15 protein-coding genes are annotated in these 16,819 nt (G+C 69.8%); 7 read left to right on the top strand and 8 right to left on the bottom strand.

The genetic code is table 11. The annotated features are described in order from the left end of the window. The first annotated feature begins 85 nt into the window (after positions 1-85). Positions 86-1,081, top strand: coding sequence for a sialic acid TRAP transporter substrate-binding protein SiaP (locus AC07SQ_RS23615; RefSeq protein WP_492678398.1), 996 nt, complete (start codon positions 86-88; stop codon positions 1,079-1,081). On the opposite strand, the gene AC07SQ_RS23620 is transcribed toward AC07SQ_RS23615, so the two are convergent. After that, a complete protein-coding gene (locus AC07SQ_RS23620; protein ID WP_492678400.1) occupies positions 1,078-2,097 on the bottom strand; it encodes an AraC family transcriptional regulator in 1,020 nt (339 codons plus the stop codon). The genes AC07SQ_RS23615 and AC07SQ_RS23620 overlap by 4 nt on opposite strands. 140 nt (positions 2,098-2,237) lie before the next feature. On the opposite strand from AC07SQ_RS23620, the gene AC07SQ_RS23625 reads away from it, so the two are divergent. Next, positions 2,238-3,029: a crotonase/enoyl-CoA hydratase family protein gene (locus AC07SQ_RS23625; RefSeq protein ID WP_255221122.1), complete on the top strand. Its 792-nt coding sequence runs from the start codon at positions 2,238-2,240 to the stop codon at positions 3,027-3,029. Positions 3,030-3,038: 9 nt separating this feature from the next. Here the strand turns inward: AC07SQ_RS23625 and AC07SQ_RS23630 are convergent, their stop codons facing one another. Next, positions 3,039-4,463 carry a GTPase/DUF3482 domain-containing protein gene (locus AC07SQ_RS23630; protein ID WP_495271582.1) on the bottom strand — a complete coding sequence of 475 codons (1,425 nt, stop codon included), beginning with the start codon at positions 4,461-4,463 and terminating at the stop codon, positions 3,039-3,041. Continuing rightward, the gene (locus tag AC07SQ_RS23635; protein ID WP_495271581.1) at positions 4,460-5,848 is read right to left on the bottom strand and encodes a DUF2868 domain-containing protein; all 1,389 of its coding nucleotides are present in this window, start codon (positions 5,846-5,848) and stop codon (positions 4,460-4,462) included. The genes AC07SQ_RS23630 and AC07SQ_RS23635 overlap by 4 nt, the downstream gene beginning before the upstream one ends. Positions 5,849-6,298: 450 nt before the next feature. Between AC07SQ_RS23635 and tssE the strand changes: the two genes are divergently transcribed. Together tssE and tssF are read left to right on the top strand one after the other, a co-directional pair. Next, positions 6,299-6,889, top strand: coding sequence for a type VI secretion system baseplate subunit TssE (tssE, locus tag AC07SQ_RS23640; protein ID WP_083258999.1), 591 nt, complete (start codon positions 6,299-6,301; stop codon positions 6,887-6,889). Between the two features lie 63 nt (positions 6,890-6,952). After that, a complete protein-coding gene (tssF, locus tag AC07SQ_RS23645) occupies positions 6,953-8,833 on the top strand; it encodes a type VI secretion system baseplate subunit TssF (RefSeq protein WP_062475631.1) in 1,881 nt (626 codons plus the stop codon). On the opposite strand, the gene AC07SQ_RS23650 is transcribed toward tssF, so the two are convergent. Then, positions 8,830-9,423, bottom strand: a complete 594-nt coding sequence (locus tag AC07SQ_RS23650; protein WP_492695684.1) for a TetR/AcrR family transcriptional regulator — start codon at positions 9,421-9,423, stop codon at positions 8,830-8,832. The two genes, tssF and AC07SQ_RS23650, sit on opposite strands and share 4 nt — an antisense overlap. An 85-nt stretch (positions 9,424-9,508) precedes the next feature. Between AC07SQ_RS23650 and AC07SQ_RS23655 the strand changes: the two genes are divergently transcribed. Continuing rightward, positions 9,509-9,937, top strand: coding sequence for a VOC family protein (locus AC07SQ_RS23655; RefSeq protein ID WP_495271580.1), 429 nt, complete (start codon positions 9,509-9,511; stop codon positions 9,935-9,937). Positions 9,938-10,046: 109 nt separating this feature from the next. On the opposite strand, the gene AC07SQ_RS23660 is transcribed toward AC07SQ_RS23655, so the two are convergent. Together AC07SQ_RS23660 and AC07SQ_RS23665 are read right to left on the bottom strand one after the other, a co-directional pair. Next, positions 10,047-11,903: an ABC transporter ATP-binding protein gene (locus AC07SQ_RS23660; protein ID WP_495271579.1), complete on the bottom strand. Its 1,857-nt coding sequence runs from the start codon at positions 11,901-11,903 to the stop codon at positions 10,047-10,049. Positions 11,904-11,997: 94 nt separating this feature from the next. Next, positions 11,998-12,933, bottom strand: a complete 936-nt coding sequence (locus AC07SQ_RS23665) for a LysR family transcriptional regulator (protein WP_495271578.1) — start codon at positions 12,931-12,933, stop codon at positions 11,998-12,000. Positions 12,934-13,033: 100 nt separating this feature from the next. On the opposite strand from AC07SQ_RS23665, the gene AC07SQ_RS23670 reads away from it, so the two are divergent. Next, on the top strand, positions 13,034-13,858 hold the full coding sequence (locus AC07SQ_RS23670; protein WP_495271577.1) for a DODA-type extradiol aromatic ring-opening family dioxygenase: 825 nt from the start codon (positions 13,034-13,036) through the stop codon (positions 13,856-13,858). Between the two features lie 31 nt (positions 13,859-13,889). Continuing rightward, complete coding sequence (locus AC07SQ_RS23675) at positions 13,890-14,768, top strand: alpha/beta fold hydrolase (RefSeq protein WP_495271576.1); 879 nt, start codon at positions 13,890-13,892, stop codon at positions 14,766-14,768. A gap of 19 nt (positions 14,769-14,787) precedes the next feature. Here the strand turns inward: AC07SQ_RS23675 and AC07SQ_RS23680 are convergent, their stop codons facing one another. Continuing rightward, entirely contained in the window at positions 14,788-15,792 is a 1,005-nt protein-coding gene (locus tag AC07SQ_RS23680; protein WP_492678418.1) for a Bug family tripartite tricarboxylate transporter substrate binding protein, read from the bottom strand. Continuing rightward, positions 15,789-16,784, bottom strand: coding sequence for a Bug family tripartite tricarboxylate transporter substrate binding protein (locus tag AC07SQ_RS23685; RefSeq protein WP_495271575.1), 996 nt, complete (start codon positions 16,782-16,784; stop codon positions 15,789-15,791). Before AC07SQ_RS23685 ends, AC07SQ_RS23680 begins: the two co-directional genes overlap by 4 nt. Between the last annotated feature and the right edge of the window lie 35 nt (positions 16,785-16,819).

A 16,819-nucleotide genomic window follows, 5' to 3' on the forward strand; every position in this document is an offset into this window, starting at 1 on the left:
TCAGCGGCCGGGATGCGTTCCCGACACCCGCCGCGTGCTTTGGCGCACCAGTGCCGGCGGGCCTTCTCACCGTGAGGGACTGCCGATGAAAAAAAGTTTGATGTCGTGGCGCCGGGCTGCTGTCCTGTGCGTCGCCATGGGGAGCGCCGCTGTCGCTTGTGCGCAAGTGCAGCAGTTCAAGTGGGGCCACATCTACGAGCCCGCGAGCATCTTTCACCAGCAGGCCGAACTGGCGGCGCGCAAGATCGCCGAGCAGTCCGAGGGCAAGATCAAGATCGAGGTGGTGCCCGCCTCGAAGCTGGGGCAGGAGCGCGACTACGCGCTGATGCTCGCCAACGATTCCATGCAGATCGCCTACGTCGGTCAGGCCACGCTGGCCGAGGGCTATCCGCCGCTGGGCCTGGGCAGCTACCCCTTCGCCTTCAAGGACCTGGACCACGTGCGCAAGTACCTCGCGAGCCCGCTGCTCGCGGACCTGATGAAGGGCTACAACGAACGCAGCGGCAACCGCATGGTCGCGTCGGTCTACTACGGCGCGCGGCAGGTGACCTCGGGCAAGCCGCTGCAGCGCCCCGAGGACTTTCGCGACCTGCGCCTGTACGTGCCCGACGCCGCGGCCTACCAGCTCTTCGCCACCGCGCTCGACGCCAAGCCCGTGTCGCTGCCGTTCAACAGCCTGTACGGCGCGCTCAAGAAGAACGAGGTCGAGGCGCAGGAGCATCCGCTGGGCACGGTGCGCGCCAAGCAGCTGTACGAGGTGCAGAAGTACGTGCAGCTCACGGGCCACATCTACGACACGCTGGGCATCGTCATCGGCAAGGCGGCTTGGGCCCGGCTCACGCCGGCGCAGCAGGCGATGGTGGAGAAGACGCTGGCCGACACGGCCAAGTGGACCAACGTCGGCGTGATCGCCAGCGAGCTCGAAGACGAGCAGTTCCTGCGCGGCAAGGGTATGACGGTGCAGCCGGTCAACCGCCTGCCGCTGCTGGAGCGCGTGACGAAGCGCTCCACGCCCGAGCAGATGGGCGCGCGGCCGGGCGATTTCGCCAAGTTGCAGGCGCTGGCCGGCGCAGCGAACTAACCCGCGCGCTGGCGGTAGCCACGCGGCGTGCTGCCGGTCCACGTGCGAAAGGCACGGTGGAAGGCCGGCGTGTTGTCGAAGCCGACCGAGGCGGCGATGCGGTCGATGGGCTCGCGCGTCTTCACGAGGCGCTGGATCGCAAGGTCGCGCCGCACCTCCTCCTTCAGTGCGCGAAAGCTGGTGCCCTCGGCCGCGAGCTGGCGCGACAGCGCGCGTTCCGACATGTGCACCGCGCGCGCCGCCGCGCCCAGCGTGGCGTCCGAGGCGAGGTGCGCGGCGACGAACTCGCGCACCGCGGCGCTGGTGGTGTCGTGGTCGAAGGTGACGAAGATCCAGTCGTCGGGCGCGCGGCGCACGAAGTCGAGCAGCTCGGCGCGCGTGCGCTGGAAGGTCTGGCGCAGCACCGGTTCGGCAAAGCGCACCGAAGATGTGTCCTGCTCGAACTGCAACGGGCCGGGGAACAGGTTGGCGTACTCGTCGAAGCGCGCCGGTCGCGGGAACGCAAAGCCGACGCCCAGCACCGGCAGCTGCCGCCCCATGAGCCACGAGGCCACGCCGTGGATCAGCTTGACCATCAGCGCATGGCCGAAGGGCGTGGTGGGCCGCGCGGCGGCTTCGGGGTGCGGCGCGATGGCGATCGTGGCCACGCCGTGGGCGCGCGTCATGCGCAGGCGGTGGTCGTCCAGCAGCAGGTTCCAGAAGCGCGTGAAGCGGTACATGGCGACCATGAGCGAGGGCGCATCGAGCAGGCTGAGCCCGAGGTACTTGAGCGCGCCCGCGCGGATCGGGCGCGACCACAGCCCCAGCATCTCGTCGCCCATGAAGAGCGACACGCACTCGTACATGCGAACGAACTGTTCGCGCGTGACGCGCGCGCCGTCCTGGCGCAGCAGCTGCGGCGAGAGGCCGGCCTGCGCGGCCAGCAGGTCGATGTCGCGCGGGCTGAGCTGGCGGCGCGCGCCGCTCAGCAGGTGCTGCAGGAAGCTGACGGCGACGGTGGCGCGCTCTGGCGGCATAGCGAGTTCAAAAGACGGTTGGCGGAATCTGCAAATGAATGGGCGCGATCTGCAAGCAATGGCGCAGCGCCCATGGCTATCGTAGCCCTGAAGCGCCCCATTCTGGTGGCGGAACCCGCAACAACCCAAGGAGCCCTGCCGTGATCGAACGGAACGTCACCCTGCACATGGATGAAGAGGTCGCCGTCGTGACCCTGAACCGTCCCGCCAAGCGCAACGCCATCGACGAGGCCACGCTGGCCGCGCTGGACGCCGTGTTCAGTGCGCTGCCGCGCGAGGCCAAGGCCGTGGTGCTGACCGGCGCGGGGCCGCATTTCTGTGCCGGGCTCGACCTCAAGGAACACCACGACAAGGAACGCACGGCGGTCGACTTCATGCGCGTGTGCCAGCGCTGGCACAGCACCTTCGACAAGATCCAGTACGGCGGCATCCCGGTGGTCGCGGCGCTGCATGGCGCGGTGGTCGGCGGCGGGCTCGAACTCGCGGCGGCCACGCACGTGCGCGTGGCTGACCCGTCGACCTATTTCGCGCTGCCCGAGGGGCAGAAGGGCATCTTCACCGGCGGCGGCGCGACGGTGCGCGTGGCGCGCATCATCACGCCGGGCCGCATGGTCGAGATGATGCTCACCGGCCGCGTGCTCGACGCCCGCGCCGGCAAGACGCTAGGCCTGGCGCACGAGATCGCCGCACCCGGCGAGAGCCTGCGCGCCGCGATGGTGCTGGCCAAGCGCGTGGCGAAGAACGCAGCGCTGTCGAACTACGCGATGGTGACGTCGATCAGCCGCATCGCCGACATGTCGGCCACTGACGGCATGTTCGCCGAGTCGCTGATGGCGGCGGTGGTGCAGACCGGCGGGGAAGTGCAGACGCGGCTGGGGGCGTTCGTCGACAAGTCGCTCGCCAAGGTCACGCCCGAACAGGTCGCGGGCTGAGGCCCGGCTTCAGGCGTCGAAGGCGCGCCGCAGTTCGAGCGACAGCGTGCCCGTCAGTGCTTCGCGCTGCGGCGCGGGGCGCCAGAAGCTGCGCGTGAGGGCGCCGGTCGATTCCCACTCGGGATGGCTGCGCGCCGGTTGCACGGCGCGCACGGCACCGGCGGCGGCGCGCATCAGCGTGTCGTCCTCGTCCGCCGATCGGGCCTCGGCCCGGATGCGTTCCACGGCCGCATGGCCGCGCCGTTCCAGCGCCTGCGCGAGCTGCAGCTGCCACGCCGCGAGCGTGAACAGCACGCTGTCTTCCACCGTGAGCTCGTGCATGTCGCGCAGCTTGTTGGCCAGCTTGCGCCCGAGCGGTCCCCAGCCCTGCGACACCGCACCGCCGATGGCGCCGCCCAATGCCGCGCCCGCGCCCAGCGACAGGCCCGCCACCGCGAGGTCGGCCACCACGCCCACGGCGGCGCCGATGACCGCGCCCTTGCCCAGGCGCAGGCCCGCGTCCTTCATCGCCTCGGGGTTGAAGAAGTCAAGCGTCCAGCGCCCTTCGATGATCGGCAGCGGTGCTTCGTCGGCATCGCCCTGACGAAAGCCGTAGAGCGCGAGCAGGTCGTCGGTGCAGCGCTGGGCCTTGTCGAACACGTCCTTCTGCACGCCGGCGACCAGCGCCTGGCGGCGCGTGGCATCGGTGAACTCGGCGGCCGGCACGGTGCGGCGGACGGATGCGGCATCGACCAGCAGGTCCGCGATGCGCGTGCAGGCCGACTGGCGGCGCGCGTCGGCCTCGGCGTCGAGCGCGTCGACCACGCCGCGCAGCGCGTCGCGGCGGTCGCGCAGCAGGGTGGCGAGGTCGTTGTAGAGGTCGTGCTCGGCGCCCACGAACGGCGCCGCCGCATCGAAGCGCACCTGCACGTGCAGGCCGTAGGCCGAGAGCAGTTCTTTCCAGGCCGGCTCGCGGCTGGCGGCGTCGCGCACGAAGTTGAGCACCGGCAGCACCGGGCGCGCGCAGGAGTTCAGGAGCTCGATCTCGTCGCGGAACTTGGGCAGCACCGGCTCGCGCACGTCGATCACGAGAAAGGCAGCGTCGATGTCGAGCATCGCGCGCAGCACCTTGGCCTCCTGCTCGAACACGCCCTGCGCCTCGGGGCCCTGCAGAAAGCGGCGGATGCGCTCGGGCGGCGTGGCCTGCTGGGCGGCGTCGAGGTCGGCCAGGTGCTCGCGCAGCGCGACCGCGTCTTCCAGGCCCGGCGTGTCGAGGAAGCGCACGGCCGGCTGGCCGTTCACCTCGAGATCGACCGACTCGACATGGCGCGTGGTGCCCGGGCGCTGCGACACCTCGCCGAAATTCACGCGCCGCGTGAGCGTGCGCAGCAGCGAGGTTTTGCCCGCGTTGGTGTGGCCGACGACGGCAATGCGGATCGGAGTCGGGGTGGTCATGCGGTGGCGGTGCCTTCCGTGAAGACGGCATCGAGCCGGTCGCTCGCGACCACGTGGGCGAGCCCTGCGTCGCGCAGCCAGTCGCGCCAGCGCTGCGTGGCGGCGGCGTTGGGTGCGTCGGCCAGCCAGAGGCGGCATTCGCCGCAATGCGCCAGCACCTCGCGCAGGAAGCGCTCGGTGCCGCGGTCGGGGCTCGAGGCCGCATGGCAAACGAGCAGCACGGTGCGCGGGTGGATTTGCGCAAGCTGGTCGAGCAGCGCACGTCGCGCCGGGGCGCTGCCGTCGATGCGGACCGCCGATGCGGGCAAGCCGGCGGGCGGCCAGGGCAGGTCGGGCGGCAGTTCGAAGCCGACGACGAACAGGCCGTCGTGCTGCTCGGAGGCCGGCAGGCCCGTGGGCGCGGCGGGGTGCGCGCGGCCCGGGTCGGCATCGACGATGGCGGGCGGCGCCAGCGCGGCGAAACGGGCCAGCAGCTTGCGGTAGTAGGGCGCCTGCCAGTCGGGCTGCAGGGCGGGGCGGCGCTGGCGACAGACGGCAGTGCTCAGCAGCACCAGCGCCAGGCGCGGCAGCAGGCCGTACACCGCGATGCAGCCAGTGAGCCACAGCGCCCAGGTGCGCTGGGCCGCTGCGACCGGCGCCGTCGATTGCACCATGGCCGCATCGGGCACCGGAAAGCCGAACTGCGCCGGCAGCCAGCCCAGCGCCTGCACCACGCGCACGAAGAAGGCGGGCTCGAGGATGGTGGTCTCCCAGCTCAGCGTGTAGCTGCGAAAGGCGAGGGCGAACAGCATCGCGGCCAGCACCACGGCGAACGACAGCGCCCAGATGCCGTGGCTCACGAGCCCGAAGGCCCAGGGCAGCAGACGCGCACGTGTCAGCAGCCCCGTGGCCGCGCGCACCAGCTGCGGCGCCTGGCCGCGCTGGCCGCCCGCCACGCGCGCCGTGAGCGACAGCCACAGCCAGCCCAGCGAGGCCGTGCCGAAGGTGCCCGACGGCAGCCACAGGCCGGCCAGCCACAAGAGCAGCGTGAGCGCATGCAGGCCCAGCAAGCTCACGAGCGCGACGATCACGTTGATGTGGCGGTCGTTGCCGCCGACCACCTGGCCGGCCAGGCCCAGCCCCGCGATCACGACCAGCGCCACCAGCGCCAGCAGCACCCACGGCGCCCATTGCCGGCCGCGCGCGAGTTCGGCCTGCAGGCCCATGCGGTCGCCGAGCTGGCGGGCGCGTTCAACGATGCGGGAGTGGCCGTCGGCTGCGCGCGAGGCCGCGGTGCGAAGGGCCGACGCGTCGTCGAGCGGGCCGTTCTGTTCGGTCCATCGGACCGCCTCGGTGATCACCGCATCCGGAAAAGCAGGTGCGCGCAGCGCGGTGGTGGTGATCAACAGGGTCCCTTCTTCTTCGCCAATGACGCCCCGGCGCAGCAAAGCGGCGGCGGGGCGCGCAAATTATGCCCGGCGCATGCAGAAGGCCTGCCCAAGAGAAACGGGGCCGCGAACGGCCCCGTGGCGCTGCGCGGACGGTTTCAGCGCAGGCCGAAGAACGACAGCACGGCGACGACGACCACGACCAGGCCGACGATGTAGATGATGGAATTCACGCGAAGGCTCCTTGTGGTTGGCGATGACCCAGCATCGGGCGCCGGCCGGCGCGCGGGTGTCGGCGAGGGACGGTGCGTGCTGTAGGACTCGCGAAGCGCGCACACGGCGACAAATGCCCGGGATGGGCGTGGACGTGGGCGTGGGCGTGCGCGCCCGGCCCGCTGTGTGACCATTGTTTGCAATGAGCGGCGGGCATCCACGCAAGACTCTGCCCCTTCCAGAAAAGGCCAGGTCATGCGGCTCACCGAGCAATCCCCGTTCACAGGTTCCCACCCCGCGCACCCCGGCGCCCGCGCGCCCCGCGGGCCCGATGCACCCGCCGCGCCGCGCGTCAACGCGCAGCTGCTGCCCACGCTGTTCGACCGCCTGCGCGACGAGGCGCCCGGCCGCAGCGCCGAGCTGCCGTCCGAGTACACGGCCACGCCGGCCCGGATGCGCGAGATCATCCAGCGCGACCTGGCCCTGCTGTTCAACACCACCAACGCCGAAGACCTGATCGACCGCACGCGCCATGCCGACGCGGCGTCTTCCACCGTCAACTACGGCGTGCCGCCGCTGGCCGGCAGCTACCTGTCGGAGCGCAAATGGGCGGACATCGAACGCATCATCCGCCGCGCCATCCGCGACTACGAGCCGCGCCTGATTCCCGACAGCGTGCAGGTCGTGCCGCTCATGAAGGAAGACGGCGCGGCCGAGGCCTACAACGTGCTGCTGTTCGAGATCCGCGCGCTCATTCACCTGAAGCCGTACCCGCTGGCGTTCACGGTGCAGAGCGCGGTCGATCTCGAGACCAACCGCATGCGCATCGTCGGCGCGGCGGATTGACCTGCTGCCGCCCATCTCTCGTTTTTCTTTCACTTCACACCACGCCAGGGAAGGCTCACCGTCATGGACCCGCAACTCCTCGAGTACTACAACCGGGAACTCGTCTACATGCGCGAGGCGGCGAGCGAGTTCGCCGCCTCGCACCCCAAGATCGCCCGCCGCCTGGGCATGCACGGCATCGAGGTGGCCGACCCGTACGTGGAGCGGCTCATCGAGTCCTTCAGCTTCATGTCGGCGCGCATGCAGATCAAGCTCGACGCCGAATTTCCGCGCTTCACGCAGCGCCTGCTTGAGGTGCTGTACCCCAACTACCTGAGCCCCACGCCGTCGATGGCCGTGGCGCAGCTGCATCCCAGCGTGAAGGAGGGGGACTTCACGCGCGGCTTCGTGGTGCCGCGCGGCACGGCCTTCCATGCGCGCGTGCCCGCGGGCGAGCAGACGCCGTGCGAGTTCCGCTCCAGTCAGGACGTGACGCTGTGGCCCTTCGAGATCGCCGAGGCCCGGCTCACCGGCGCACCGCCCGACATCCCGGCGCTGGAGCGCTACGTGCCGCCGCACGTGCAAGTGACGGGCGCGCTGCGCCTGCGGCTGCGCATCGTGGGCGAGATGGGCTTTTCAGCACTGTCGGGGCTCGACCGGCTGCCGATCTACCTGCGCGGCAACGAGCAGGTGGCGTCGCACCTGTTCGAGCTGCTGCACACCTCGGCGGTCGCGACCTTCATCGGCGAGCCCGGCCAGCTGATGGACCGCCCACATGTGGTGACCGAGGGCGCGCTGGTGCACGAAGGGCTGGGGCCGGGCGAAGGCCTGCTGCCGCTGGCGTGGAACACCTTCCACGGCCACAACCTGCTGCACGAATACTTCGCGTGCCCCGAGCGCTTCTACTTCTTCACGCTCACGCAGCTCGCGCCGGGGCTGGCGCGCATTCCCGGCAAGGAGGTCGAGATCGTCGTGCTGCTGAGCAAGCCGCCCGGCGCGCTGGGTGCGCTGGTCGATGCGGCGCAGTTCGCGCTGTTCAGCACGCCGGTGGTCAACCTGTTCGAGCGGCGCACCGACCGCATCGAGCTCGACAGCGCGCAGACTGAGTTCCACCTCGTGCCCGACCGCTCGCGGCCGATGGACTTCGAGGTGTATTCGGTGCAGCGCATCGCCGGCCAGCAGGCGCGCACCACGGCTGAGATCGACTTCCGCCCGCTCTACCAGACGCTCAACGAAGACGAGGGCAACCATGGCCGCTATTTTTCGGTGCGGCGCGAGCCGCGGCTGGTCTCCGAAACGGCGCGCAAGTACGGCACGCGCACGCCCTACATCGGCACCGAGGTGTTCCTGTCGCTGGTCGACCAGCAGGAGGCGCCGTACCCCGAGAGCCTGCGCTATCTGTCGGTGAAGGCGATGCTCACCAACCGCGACCTGCCGTGCCTGGTGCCGCGCAACGGGCAGGCCGACCTCGCGGTGGCCGATTCGATCCCGGTGTCGGCCGTGGGCCTCATCCGTGCGCCGAGCACGCCCAAGTCGCCGTTCGCGCAGCGCGAGATCGCATGGCGGCTGATCCGCCAGCTGGGTTTCAACCACCTGCCGCTGGCCGACATGCCGCACCGCGAGGGCGCGCAGGCGCTGCGCGACATGCTGCGGCTGTTCGTCACGGCCGACAACGATGTGCTGCGCCGGCAGATCGATTGCCTCGTCGGCTCGCGCATCGAACCCGTGACGCGGCGCCTGCCGGGCGCGGGGCCGCTGATCTACGGGCGCGGCGTGCAATGCACGCTGAGCGTCGACGAAGAAGGCTTCTCGGGCACGAGCCCGTACCTGCTGGGGCTGGTGCTGGAGCACTACCTCGCGCGGCACGTGAGCATCAACGTGTTCACGCAGACCACGCTCGAATCGATGCAGCGCGGCACCGTCGCCAAGTGGCCCGTGCGCATGGGCGGTCGAGGCGCGGTCTAGTTCCTCTTGGGCGGGAGCGCCTGCTCCAGCAGCCACAGCATGGCCGCCCGCACCTTGGCGGCATCGGCGCCGGCGTCGATCTCCAGCGCCGCGCGGTCGAAGGCGGCCGATAGCAGGCGGGCGAGGGCGTCGAGCGACACCTCGCCGCGGCCCATGCCGGCGCGCGCCAGCCCCTGGCGCAGGGAGTTCGCCGAGGTGGCGTCGTCCATTGACATCATTTCCGCCAGGCCCAACACGGCCGGCCCGTCGATCAGCAGCAGCCGGGTGCGCCCCGGCACCGTCATCGCCTTCAGGTAGGCCTCGCTGCCCACGAGCAGGGCCTCGCGCGGGCCGAGCTCGTCGGGCGTGGCGGCATCGATGTCGGCCGCGACCGCCTGCGCCTCGAGCAGCAGCACCTGGCGGAACAGGTCACGCTTGTCGTTGAAGTGGTGGTACAGCGCGCCGCGCGTGATGCCGGCGGCCATGGCGATCTCGGGCGTGGAGGTGTCGCCGTAGCCCTTGCTGACGAAGAGCGTGCGGGCCGCCTCGGTCAGGGCGAGGCGGGTGGTTTCGGTGCGTTCGCGGTTGGTGCGTGCCGGGGTTTTGGCCATGACCCTAATTTACATGCAGTCTGTTTGTGGATTAATATTTAACTTACATGCAGTTTGTACGTTTTATCCACGAAGGAGCCATCCCATGAAAGTGACGAGCTATTACCCGGTGATCATGACCAACGACGTGGCCGGCACCGCGGCCTTCTACCAGGCGCATTTCGGGTTTGCGTCGCTGTTCACGACCGACTGGTACGTGCACCTGCAGCTGGCGGACGATGCCTCGGTGAACCTCGCCGTGCTCGACGGCAGCCACACGACCATTCCCGCCGAAGCGCGCGGGCAGGTGGCGGGCGGGTTGCTGCTGAACTTCGAGGTGGAAGACCCCGACGCGGTGCACGAGCGCCTGAAGGCGGCGGGCCTGCCGATCCTGCTGTCGCTGCGCGACGAGGCTTTCGGCCAGCGCCACTTCATCACGCGCGACCCGAATGGCGTGCTGATCGACATCATCAAGCCGATCCCGCCGTCGGGTGAGTACGTCGCGCTGTACGAGGCCGGCACGTCGCCAAGCTAGGCTCTCCCCCAGGCTTCGCGCACTTCGTGTCGCTGCGCCAACCCCCTTCCGGGGGCAACACCTGCGGCCCGGCAAAGCCGGTTCCGCGGTGTTTCACGAAGGAGCCTTGTCAGGCGCGCAGGGCTTCGTCTTCTTCCAGTCCGTCGCCCAGGAAGCCGCCGCTCTGGTGCGCCCATAGCCGCGCATACAGGCCGCCCTGGGCCATCAGCGTGCGGTGGTCGCCTTCTTCGACGACGCGGCCTTCGTCGAGCACGATCAGGCGGTCCATCGCCGCGATGGTCGACAGGCGATGCGCGATGGCGATCACGGTCTTGCCTTCCATCAGCGTGTACAGGCTCTGCTGGATCGCGGCTTCGACCTCGGAGTCGAGCGCGCTCGTGGCTTCGTCGAGCAAAAGGATCGGTGCATCTTTCAGCATCACGCGCGCGATGGCGACGCGCTGGCGCTGGCCGCCCGACAGCTTCACGCCGCGCTCGCCCACATGCGCCTCGTAGCCGCGCCGTCCGCCCGCGTCGCCCAGCGTCTGGATGAAGTCGTGCGCCTCGGCACGCCTGGCCGCTGCCTCGATCTGCGCCAGCGTGGCGTCGGGCCGGCCGTAGGCGATGTTGTCGGCCACCGAGCGGTGCATCAGAGACGTATCTTGCGTGACCATGCCGATGTGCATGCGCAGCGAATCCTGCGTGACCTTCGAGATGTCTTGCCCGTCGATGAGGATGCGGCCGCTCTCCAGGTCATGGAAGCGCAGCAGCAGGTTCACCAGCGTCGACTTGCCGGCGCCCGAACGGCCGACCAGGCCGATCTTCTCGCCGGGCTTCACGACCAGGTTCAGGTCGTCGATGACGCGGCGGCCCGCATCGCCATAGCGGAAGCTCGCCTGCTCGAAGCGCACCTCGCCGTGCGGCACGTCGAGCACCGTGGCATGGGGCGCGTCGAGCACCGTGCGCGGGCGCGACAGTGTCTTCATGCCGTCCTGCACCGTGCCGATGTTCTCGAACAGGCTGGTCATCTCCCACATGATCCAGTGCGACATGCCCTGCAGCCGCAGCGCCATCGCCGTGGCGGCGGCCACCGCGCCCACGCCCACTGTGCCGTGCGACCACAGCCACAGCGCCATGCCCGCCATGCCGGCCGTCAGGCCCATGCTCAGCGTGTGGTTGACGATCTCGAAGGCGCTCACCAGCCGCATCTGGCCGTAGCCGGTCTTCATGAACTCGCGCATCGCGTCGCGCGCAAAGCCGGCCTCGCGCTGCGTATGCGAGAACAGCTTGACGGTCGCGATGTTGGTGTAGGCGTCGGTCACGCGGCCGGTCATGAGCGCGCGCGCGTCGGCCTGCGCCTTGCCGACCTTGCCCAGGCGCGGCACGAAGTACACCAGCGAGGCGATGTACAGCGCCAGCCAGATGACGAAGGGCCACACCAGCTGCGCGTCGAGCACGCCCACCAGGATGATCATGGTGGCCACGTACACGCCCATGGCCACGAGCACGTCGGCCAGAACGAACACGGTCTCGCGCACGGCCAGCGCGGTCTGCATCACCTTGGCCGTGATGCGGCCCGCGAACTCGTCCTGGTAGAAGGCCATGCTCTGGCCCAGCATCAGGCGGTGGAAGTTCCAGCGCAGGCGCATCGGCAGGTTCACTGCCAGCGTCTGGTGCTTCACGATGGTCTGCAGCGCCACCACGCCGATGCTGATCACCAGGAACGCGGCCAGCCACAGCAGCGTGTCGCCGCGCTCGGCCCACAGCCGCGAGGGCTCCTGGCCGCCGAGCCAGTCGACGATGCGTCCGAGGATCGCGAACAGCGCGGCCTCGAAGGTCGACATCACCGCCGTGAGCACCGCCATCGCGGCGATCTTGCCGCGCACGCCGTGCGTGCAGGCCCACAGGAAGGCAAAGAAGCCCTGGGGCGGCAGCGTCGGTTCGGCGGCGGGGTACGGGGGAAGGAGTTTTTCGAAAAAGCGGAACAAGGAATCGGTCTCCAGCAGAGCCTTCGAATGTAGCCCTGCATGCATGACCTTGCCCCGAAAAGGTGCGTTCGTGGCCGGTGCCTTCAGCAACCCTTCAGCTGCGACGCACCTTACTGTCGTCGGCCCGTGCTGCCTTTGTTTCCATGCCTCCCAGCCGCTCGCTCAGGAAGTCGATGAAAGTTCGCAGCTTGGGCGACATGTACTGCCGGCTCGTGTACACGGCGAACAGCGTGACCGGCGTGGCCTCGAACGCGGGCAGCAGCCGCACCAGCCGGCCCTGCGCCAGGTCGTCGTCGATGAGCCACACGGGCAGGTACGCAATGCCCATGTCGGCGCGCACCGCGTGCAGCGTGAGCGTGGTGTCGTCCGAGCGCATCGCGGGCGTGAGCCGCAGCGGGAACATGCGCCCGCCCGGCCCCTTGAGCGCAAGGTTGTCCAGGTTCACGTAGCTGGGCACGATCGCGCCCAGCTTCGCGAGGTCGGCCGGCACCGCGGGCATGGCGCCGTGGCGCTTCAGGTAGGCCGGCGTGCCTGCAAGATGAAAGGGCACGCGGCACAGCGGCCGCGCGATGAGCGCGGGCGAGGGCTCCTGCGTGGCGCGCAAGGCCAGGTCGTAGCCGTCGGCTGCAAGATCGACCTTGCGGTTCTCCAGGTGCATGTCGACCAGCACCTCAGGGTACGCCGCACGGTAGTCGGCCAGCACGCGCGCAAAGCGCGGCGTGGCGCACCACACGGGCGCGCTCACCTTGAGCTGGCCGCGCGGCGCGTCGCTTGTCTGGCCGATGGCGGCCTCGGCCGCATCGAGCAGGTCGAGCGCGCGGCGGCTCTGTTCGTACCAGGCGGTGCCGGCCTCGGTGAGGCTCAGGTGGCGGCTCGAGCGGTGCAGCAGTCGCGCACCCAGCGATTTCTCGAGCTGCGCCACGTGCTTGCTGGCCATCGGCGCCGACAGGCCCAGGCGCTCGGCCGCGGCCACGAAACTGCCGGCCTCGACGACCTCGCGGAACACGCGCAGGCTGGTCATGCGGTCCATCGATGATTTCCTGTGAAGAAATGATTCGATGCATCGTAGCCTGTCGATTTCCTGAAAGGAAATGTCTACAGTCGATCCAACGCCTTCAAGGAGCATCGACTTGACCCACGACACCACGCTTTCCCGCCTGCCCACGTACTTCATCTCGCACGGCGGCGGCCCCTGGCCCTGGATGAAGAAGGAGATGGGCGCCACCTACGACCAGCTCGCCGCCTCGCTGGCCGACATGCCGCGCCAGATCGGCCGCATGCCGGCCGCCATCCTCATGGTCTCGGCGCATTGGGAGTCGCCCGTGTTCACGGTGCAGGGCAACCCGCGCCCGCCCATGATCTACGACTACGGCGGCTTTCCGGCCCACACCTACGAGGTGCGCTACGCCTCGCCCGGCTCGCCCGAACTCGCGCAGCGCGTGCAGTCGCTGATCGCCGCCGCCGGCCTGCCGGCGCAGATCGACCCCGAGCGGGGCTACGACCACGGCATGTTCTCGCCCATGGCCGCGATGTACCCGAACGCCGAGGTGCCGGTGGTGCAACTGTCGCTGCGGCGCGGGCTCGACCCGGCCGAGCACCTGGCGCTGGGCCGCGCGATTGCGCCACTGCGCGACGAGAACGTGCTCATCGTCGGCAGCGGCCTGAGCTATCACAACCTGCGCAACTTCGGCCCGCAGGCGCACGGCGTGTCCAAGGCCTTCGGCGATTGGCTCGACGAGACGGCTGTGCAGGCCACGCCGCAGGCGCGCGTGCAACGCCTGCAGGACTGGGCCTCGGCCCCGTCGGCGCGCATGGCGCACCCGCGCGAGGAGCACCTGATTCCGCTGATGGTCGCGGTCGGCGCGGCCGAAGGCGACGTCGGCGAGCGCGTGTACCACGAGGACGCCTTCATGGGCGGGCTCGTGGTGTCGAGCTACCGGTTCGGCGCCGCCTGAAGGCACGCGGGCCGCGCGGCAGAATGAAGCCATGCCCACGCCCGCTCTGCCCACCCCCGACGAATCCGCCGAAGCCCGGCGCCAGATCGCTCGCATCGAAGCCCTGTCCACCTCGCACGACCCGGTGCACGACGGCGTGCGCGTGCGCTGGCGCCGCTTCGGCACCGACACGACGAAGCCGCCCATCGTGCTGCTGCACGGCGGCCACGGCAGCTGGATGCACTGGCTGCGCAACGCCGAGGCGCTGTCGGCGCAGCGCACGCTGCTCCTGCCCGACATGCCCGGCTTTCACGATTCCGACGCGCTGCCGCGCGTGGCGCCCGGCGAAGACGCGCTGGTGCCGCTCCTGGCCGCGCTCGGCGGCACGCTCGATGCGCTCATCGGCGCCGGCACGCCCATCGACCTGGGCGGCTTCTCGTTCGGCGGGCTCACCGCCGCGCGCTTCGCGGTGCGGCGCGGCGCGATCCGCCGGCTGGCGCTGATGGGCAGCGGCGGCCACGGCACCTTGCGCCGCATGACGGTCGAGATGATCAACTGGCGCGCCGCCCCCGACCGCGAGACCGAGCGCGCCGCGCTCATGCACAACCTGGGCGCGCTGATGCTGCACGCGCCCGCCGCCATCGACCCGCTGGCCTTCGAGATCCATGACCTCTCGTGCCACGGCACGCGCTTTCGCAGCAAGGAGGTGTCGCTCTCGGGCGGACTGCAGGCCGCGATCGACGCGCTGGGTGTGCCGACGCTGCTGCTGTGGGGCGAGTTCGACGTCACCGCCGACTCGCGTCCGCTGGTGGCGCAACTGGCCAGCGAAGGTCCTGGCCGCGAAGGCGTGGTGATCGACGGCGCGGGGCACTGGGTGCAGTACGAACGCGCCGACGAGACCAATGCGCGGCTGCTGAAGTTCTTCGGCTGAACTTCGCCGTCGCGACCCGTTACTGCTTCGTGAGGCCGAGCTTGCGGATGGTCTCGGCCCACTGGTCGTAGGTCGTGCGCGTCAGGTCGGCCAACTGCTGCGGGGTCGACGATTCGGCTTCGTACGCACCCTGGCGGAAGAAGTCGCGCGTGGCCGGCATCGCCAGCACCTGCGCCAGCGCGGCATTGAGCTTCGCGACCACCGGCGCCGGCATGCGCGCCGGGCCGTAGAAGCCGAGCCAGCTCGCCATGTCGACGCCGCTCACGCCTTGCTCGCTCATCGTGGGCACGTCGGGCAGCATCGCGCTGCGTTTGGGCGCTGCCACCGCGAGCATGCGCACCTTGCCGGTGGCCGTGTTCTGGATGGCGTTGGGCGCCGCGTCGAAGTAGTACTGCACGCGGCCCGCGAGGAAGTCCTTCGCCGCATCGGCACCGCCCTTGTAGGGCACATGCACGACGTCGAGCCCGGCCTGCCGCGCGAAGGCCTCGCCGTAGATGTGCGACGAGGTGCCGGTGCCGAACGAGGCGTAGCTCATCTTCCCCGGGTTGGCCTTGATGTACGCCACCAGCTCCTGTACGTTGCGCGCCGGCACGCTGGTGTGCACCGTCAGCACCAACGGGCCGCGCGCGCCGAGCGAGATGGGCGTCAAGTCCTTGAACGGGTCGTAGCGCACCTGCGCCAGCGTCTGCGGGTTCTGCGCCACCACGGAAGAGGGCGCGTACATGAAGGTGTAGCCGTCGGGCGCCGCGCGGATCACTTCCTCGGTCGCGAGGATGAAGCTTGCGCCCGGCCGGTTCTCCACGATCACCGGCGTCTGCAGCACCTCGCCGAGCTTGTTGGCGACGAAGCGCGCCTGCGCGTCGGAGGCGCCGCCCGCCGCCAGGCCGAGCACGATGCGGATGCTGCGGCCCTTGACCGGAAAGTCCGCCGGTGAGGCTGCGAATGAAGACGGCGGCAGGGCGATCGCGCCCAACGCAAGCCATGCGGCCGCGCTGCGTCGGGTGATGAAAGAAGAAGGGCTCATTGCTTGGCCAAGCCTACCTGCTGCACCATCGCGCCCCAGCGCTCGTAGGTCGTGCGCGTGATGCCCGCGAATTCTTCCGGCGTCGTCGCGCCCGCTTCGTAGCCGCCCGTGCGATAGAACTCGCGCACCTGCGGCATCGCGAGCACCTGCGTGAGCGCCGCGTTGAGCTTTGCGACCACCGGCGCCGGCATGCGCGCCGGCCCGTAGAAGCCGAGCCAGCTCGGCAGGTCCAGCCCAGCGTAGCCTTGTTCGGCGAAGGTGGGCACGTCGGGCAGCGCCGGAATGCGCGCATTCGCCGCGATGGCCAGCACCTTCACCTTGCCCGTGGCCGAGGTGATGATGGCCGACGAGGCCGAGTCGAACATGTACTGCACGCGCCCGCCGATCAGGTCCTTCGCCGCGTCCGAGCCGCCCTTGTAGGGGATGTGCACCGCATCGACGCCGGTCTTCTTCACGAAGGCCTCGCCGTAGATGTGCGACGAGGTGCCCGCGCCGAACGAGGCGTAGCTCACCTTGCCGGGGTTGGCCTTCACATAGGCCACGAGTTCCTTCACGTTGTTGGCGGGCACCGAGGTGCTGACCGACAGCACCAGCGGCCCGCGCCCGCCCATCGAGATGGCGGTGAAGTCCTTGAACGGGTCGTAGGGCACCTGCGCGAAGGTGTGCGGGTTCTGCGCCATCGTGGAAGAGGGCGCGTACAGCAGCGTGTAGCCGTCGGGCAAGGCGCGCGACACCTCGTTGGCCGCGAGCATGGTGCTCGCGCCGGGCTTGTTGTCGACGATCACGCTGGTGCCCAGCACCTCGCCGAGCTTCTGCGCCACGATGCGCGCCTGCGCGTCGGTGCCGCCGCCGGCGGTGAAGCCCACGACGATGCGGATCGGTTTGTTGCGCGCCGGAAAGTCCTGCGCGAACGCGAGCGGCGCCAGGCCCAGCAAGGCCGCGGCGCCGAGGGCCGAGCCGAATGCACGGCGGGTGCCGTTGAGTTTCTTCATCGATGTCTCCGTTGGAATGTTCTCCTGATATTGAT

This window comes from Variovorax sp. GW821-FHT06D12, assembly GCF_059419205.1.

Excerpts from the sequence above, each read along its gene's own strand:
- AC07SQ_RS23630 (WP_495271582.1), bottom strand. The coding sequence starts at position 4,463 with ATGACCACCCCGACTCCGATCCGCATTGCCGTCGTCGGCCACACCAAC.
- tssE (WP_083258999.1), top strand. The coding sequence starts at position 6,299 with ATGCGGCTCACCGAGCAATCCCCGTTCACAGGTTCCCACCCCGCGCAC.
- AC07SQ_RS23650 (WP_492695684.1), bottom strand. The coding sequence starts at position 9,423 with ATGGCCAAAACCCCGGCACGCACCAACCGCGAACGCACCGAAACCACC.
- AC07SQ_RS23615 (WP_492678398.1), top strand. The coding sequence starts at position 86 with ATGAAAAAAAGTTTGATGTCGTGGCGCCGGGCTGCTGTCCTGTGCGTC.
- AC07SQ_RS23685 (WP_495271575.1), bottom strand. The coding sequence starts at position 16,784 with ATGAAGAAACTCAACGGCACCCGCCGTGCATTCGGCTCGGCCCTCGGC.
- AC07SQ_RS23675 (WP_495271576.1), top strand. The coding sequence starts at position 13,890 with ATGCCCACGCCCGCTCTGCCCACCCCCGACGAATCCGCCGAAGCCCGG.
- tssF (WP_062475631.1), top strand. The coding sequence starts at position 6,953 with ATGGACCCGCAACTCCTCGAGTACTACAACCGGGAACTCGTCTACATG.
- AC07SQ_RS23620 (WP_492678400.1), bottom strand. The coding sequence starts at position 2,097 with ATGCCGCCAGAGCGCGCCACCGTCGCCGTCAGCTTCCTGCAGCACCTG.
- AC07SQ_RS23655 (WP_495271580.1), top strand. The coding sequence starts at position 9,509 with ATGAAAGTGACGAGCTATTACCCGGTGATCATGACCAACGACGTGGCC.
- AC07SQ_RS23680 (WP_492678418.1), bottom strand. The coding sequence starts at position 15,792 with ATGAGCCCTTCTTCTTTCATCACCCGACGCAGCGCGGCCGCATGGCTT.
- AC07SQ_RS23665 (WP_495271578.1), bottom strand. The coding sequence starts at position 12,933 with ATGGACCGCATGACCAGCCTGCGCGTGTTCCGCGAGGTCGTCGAGGCC.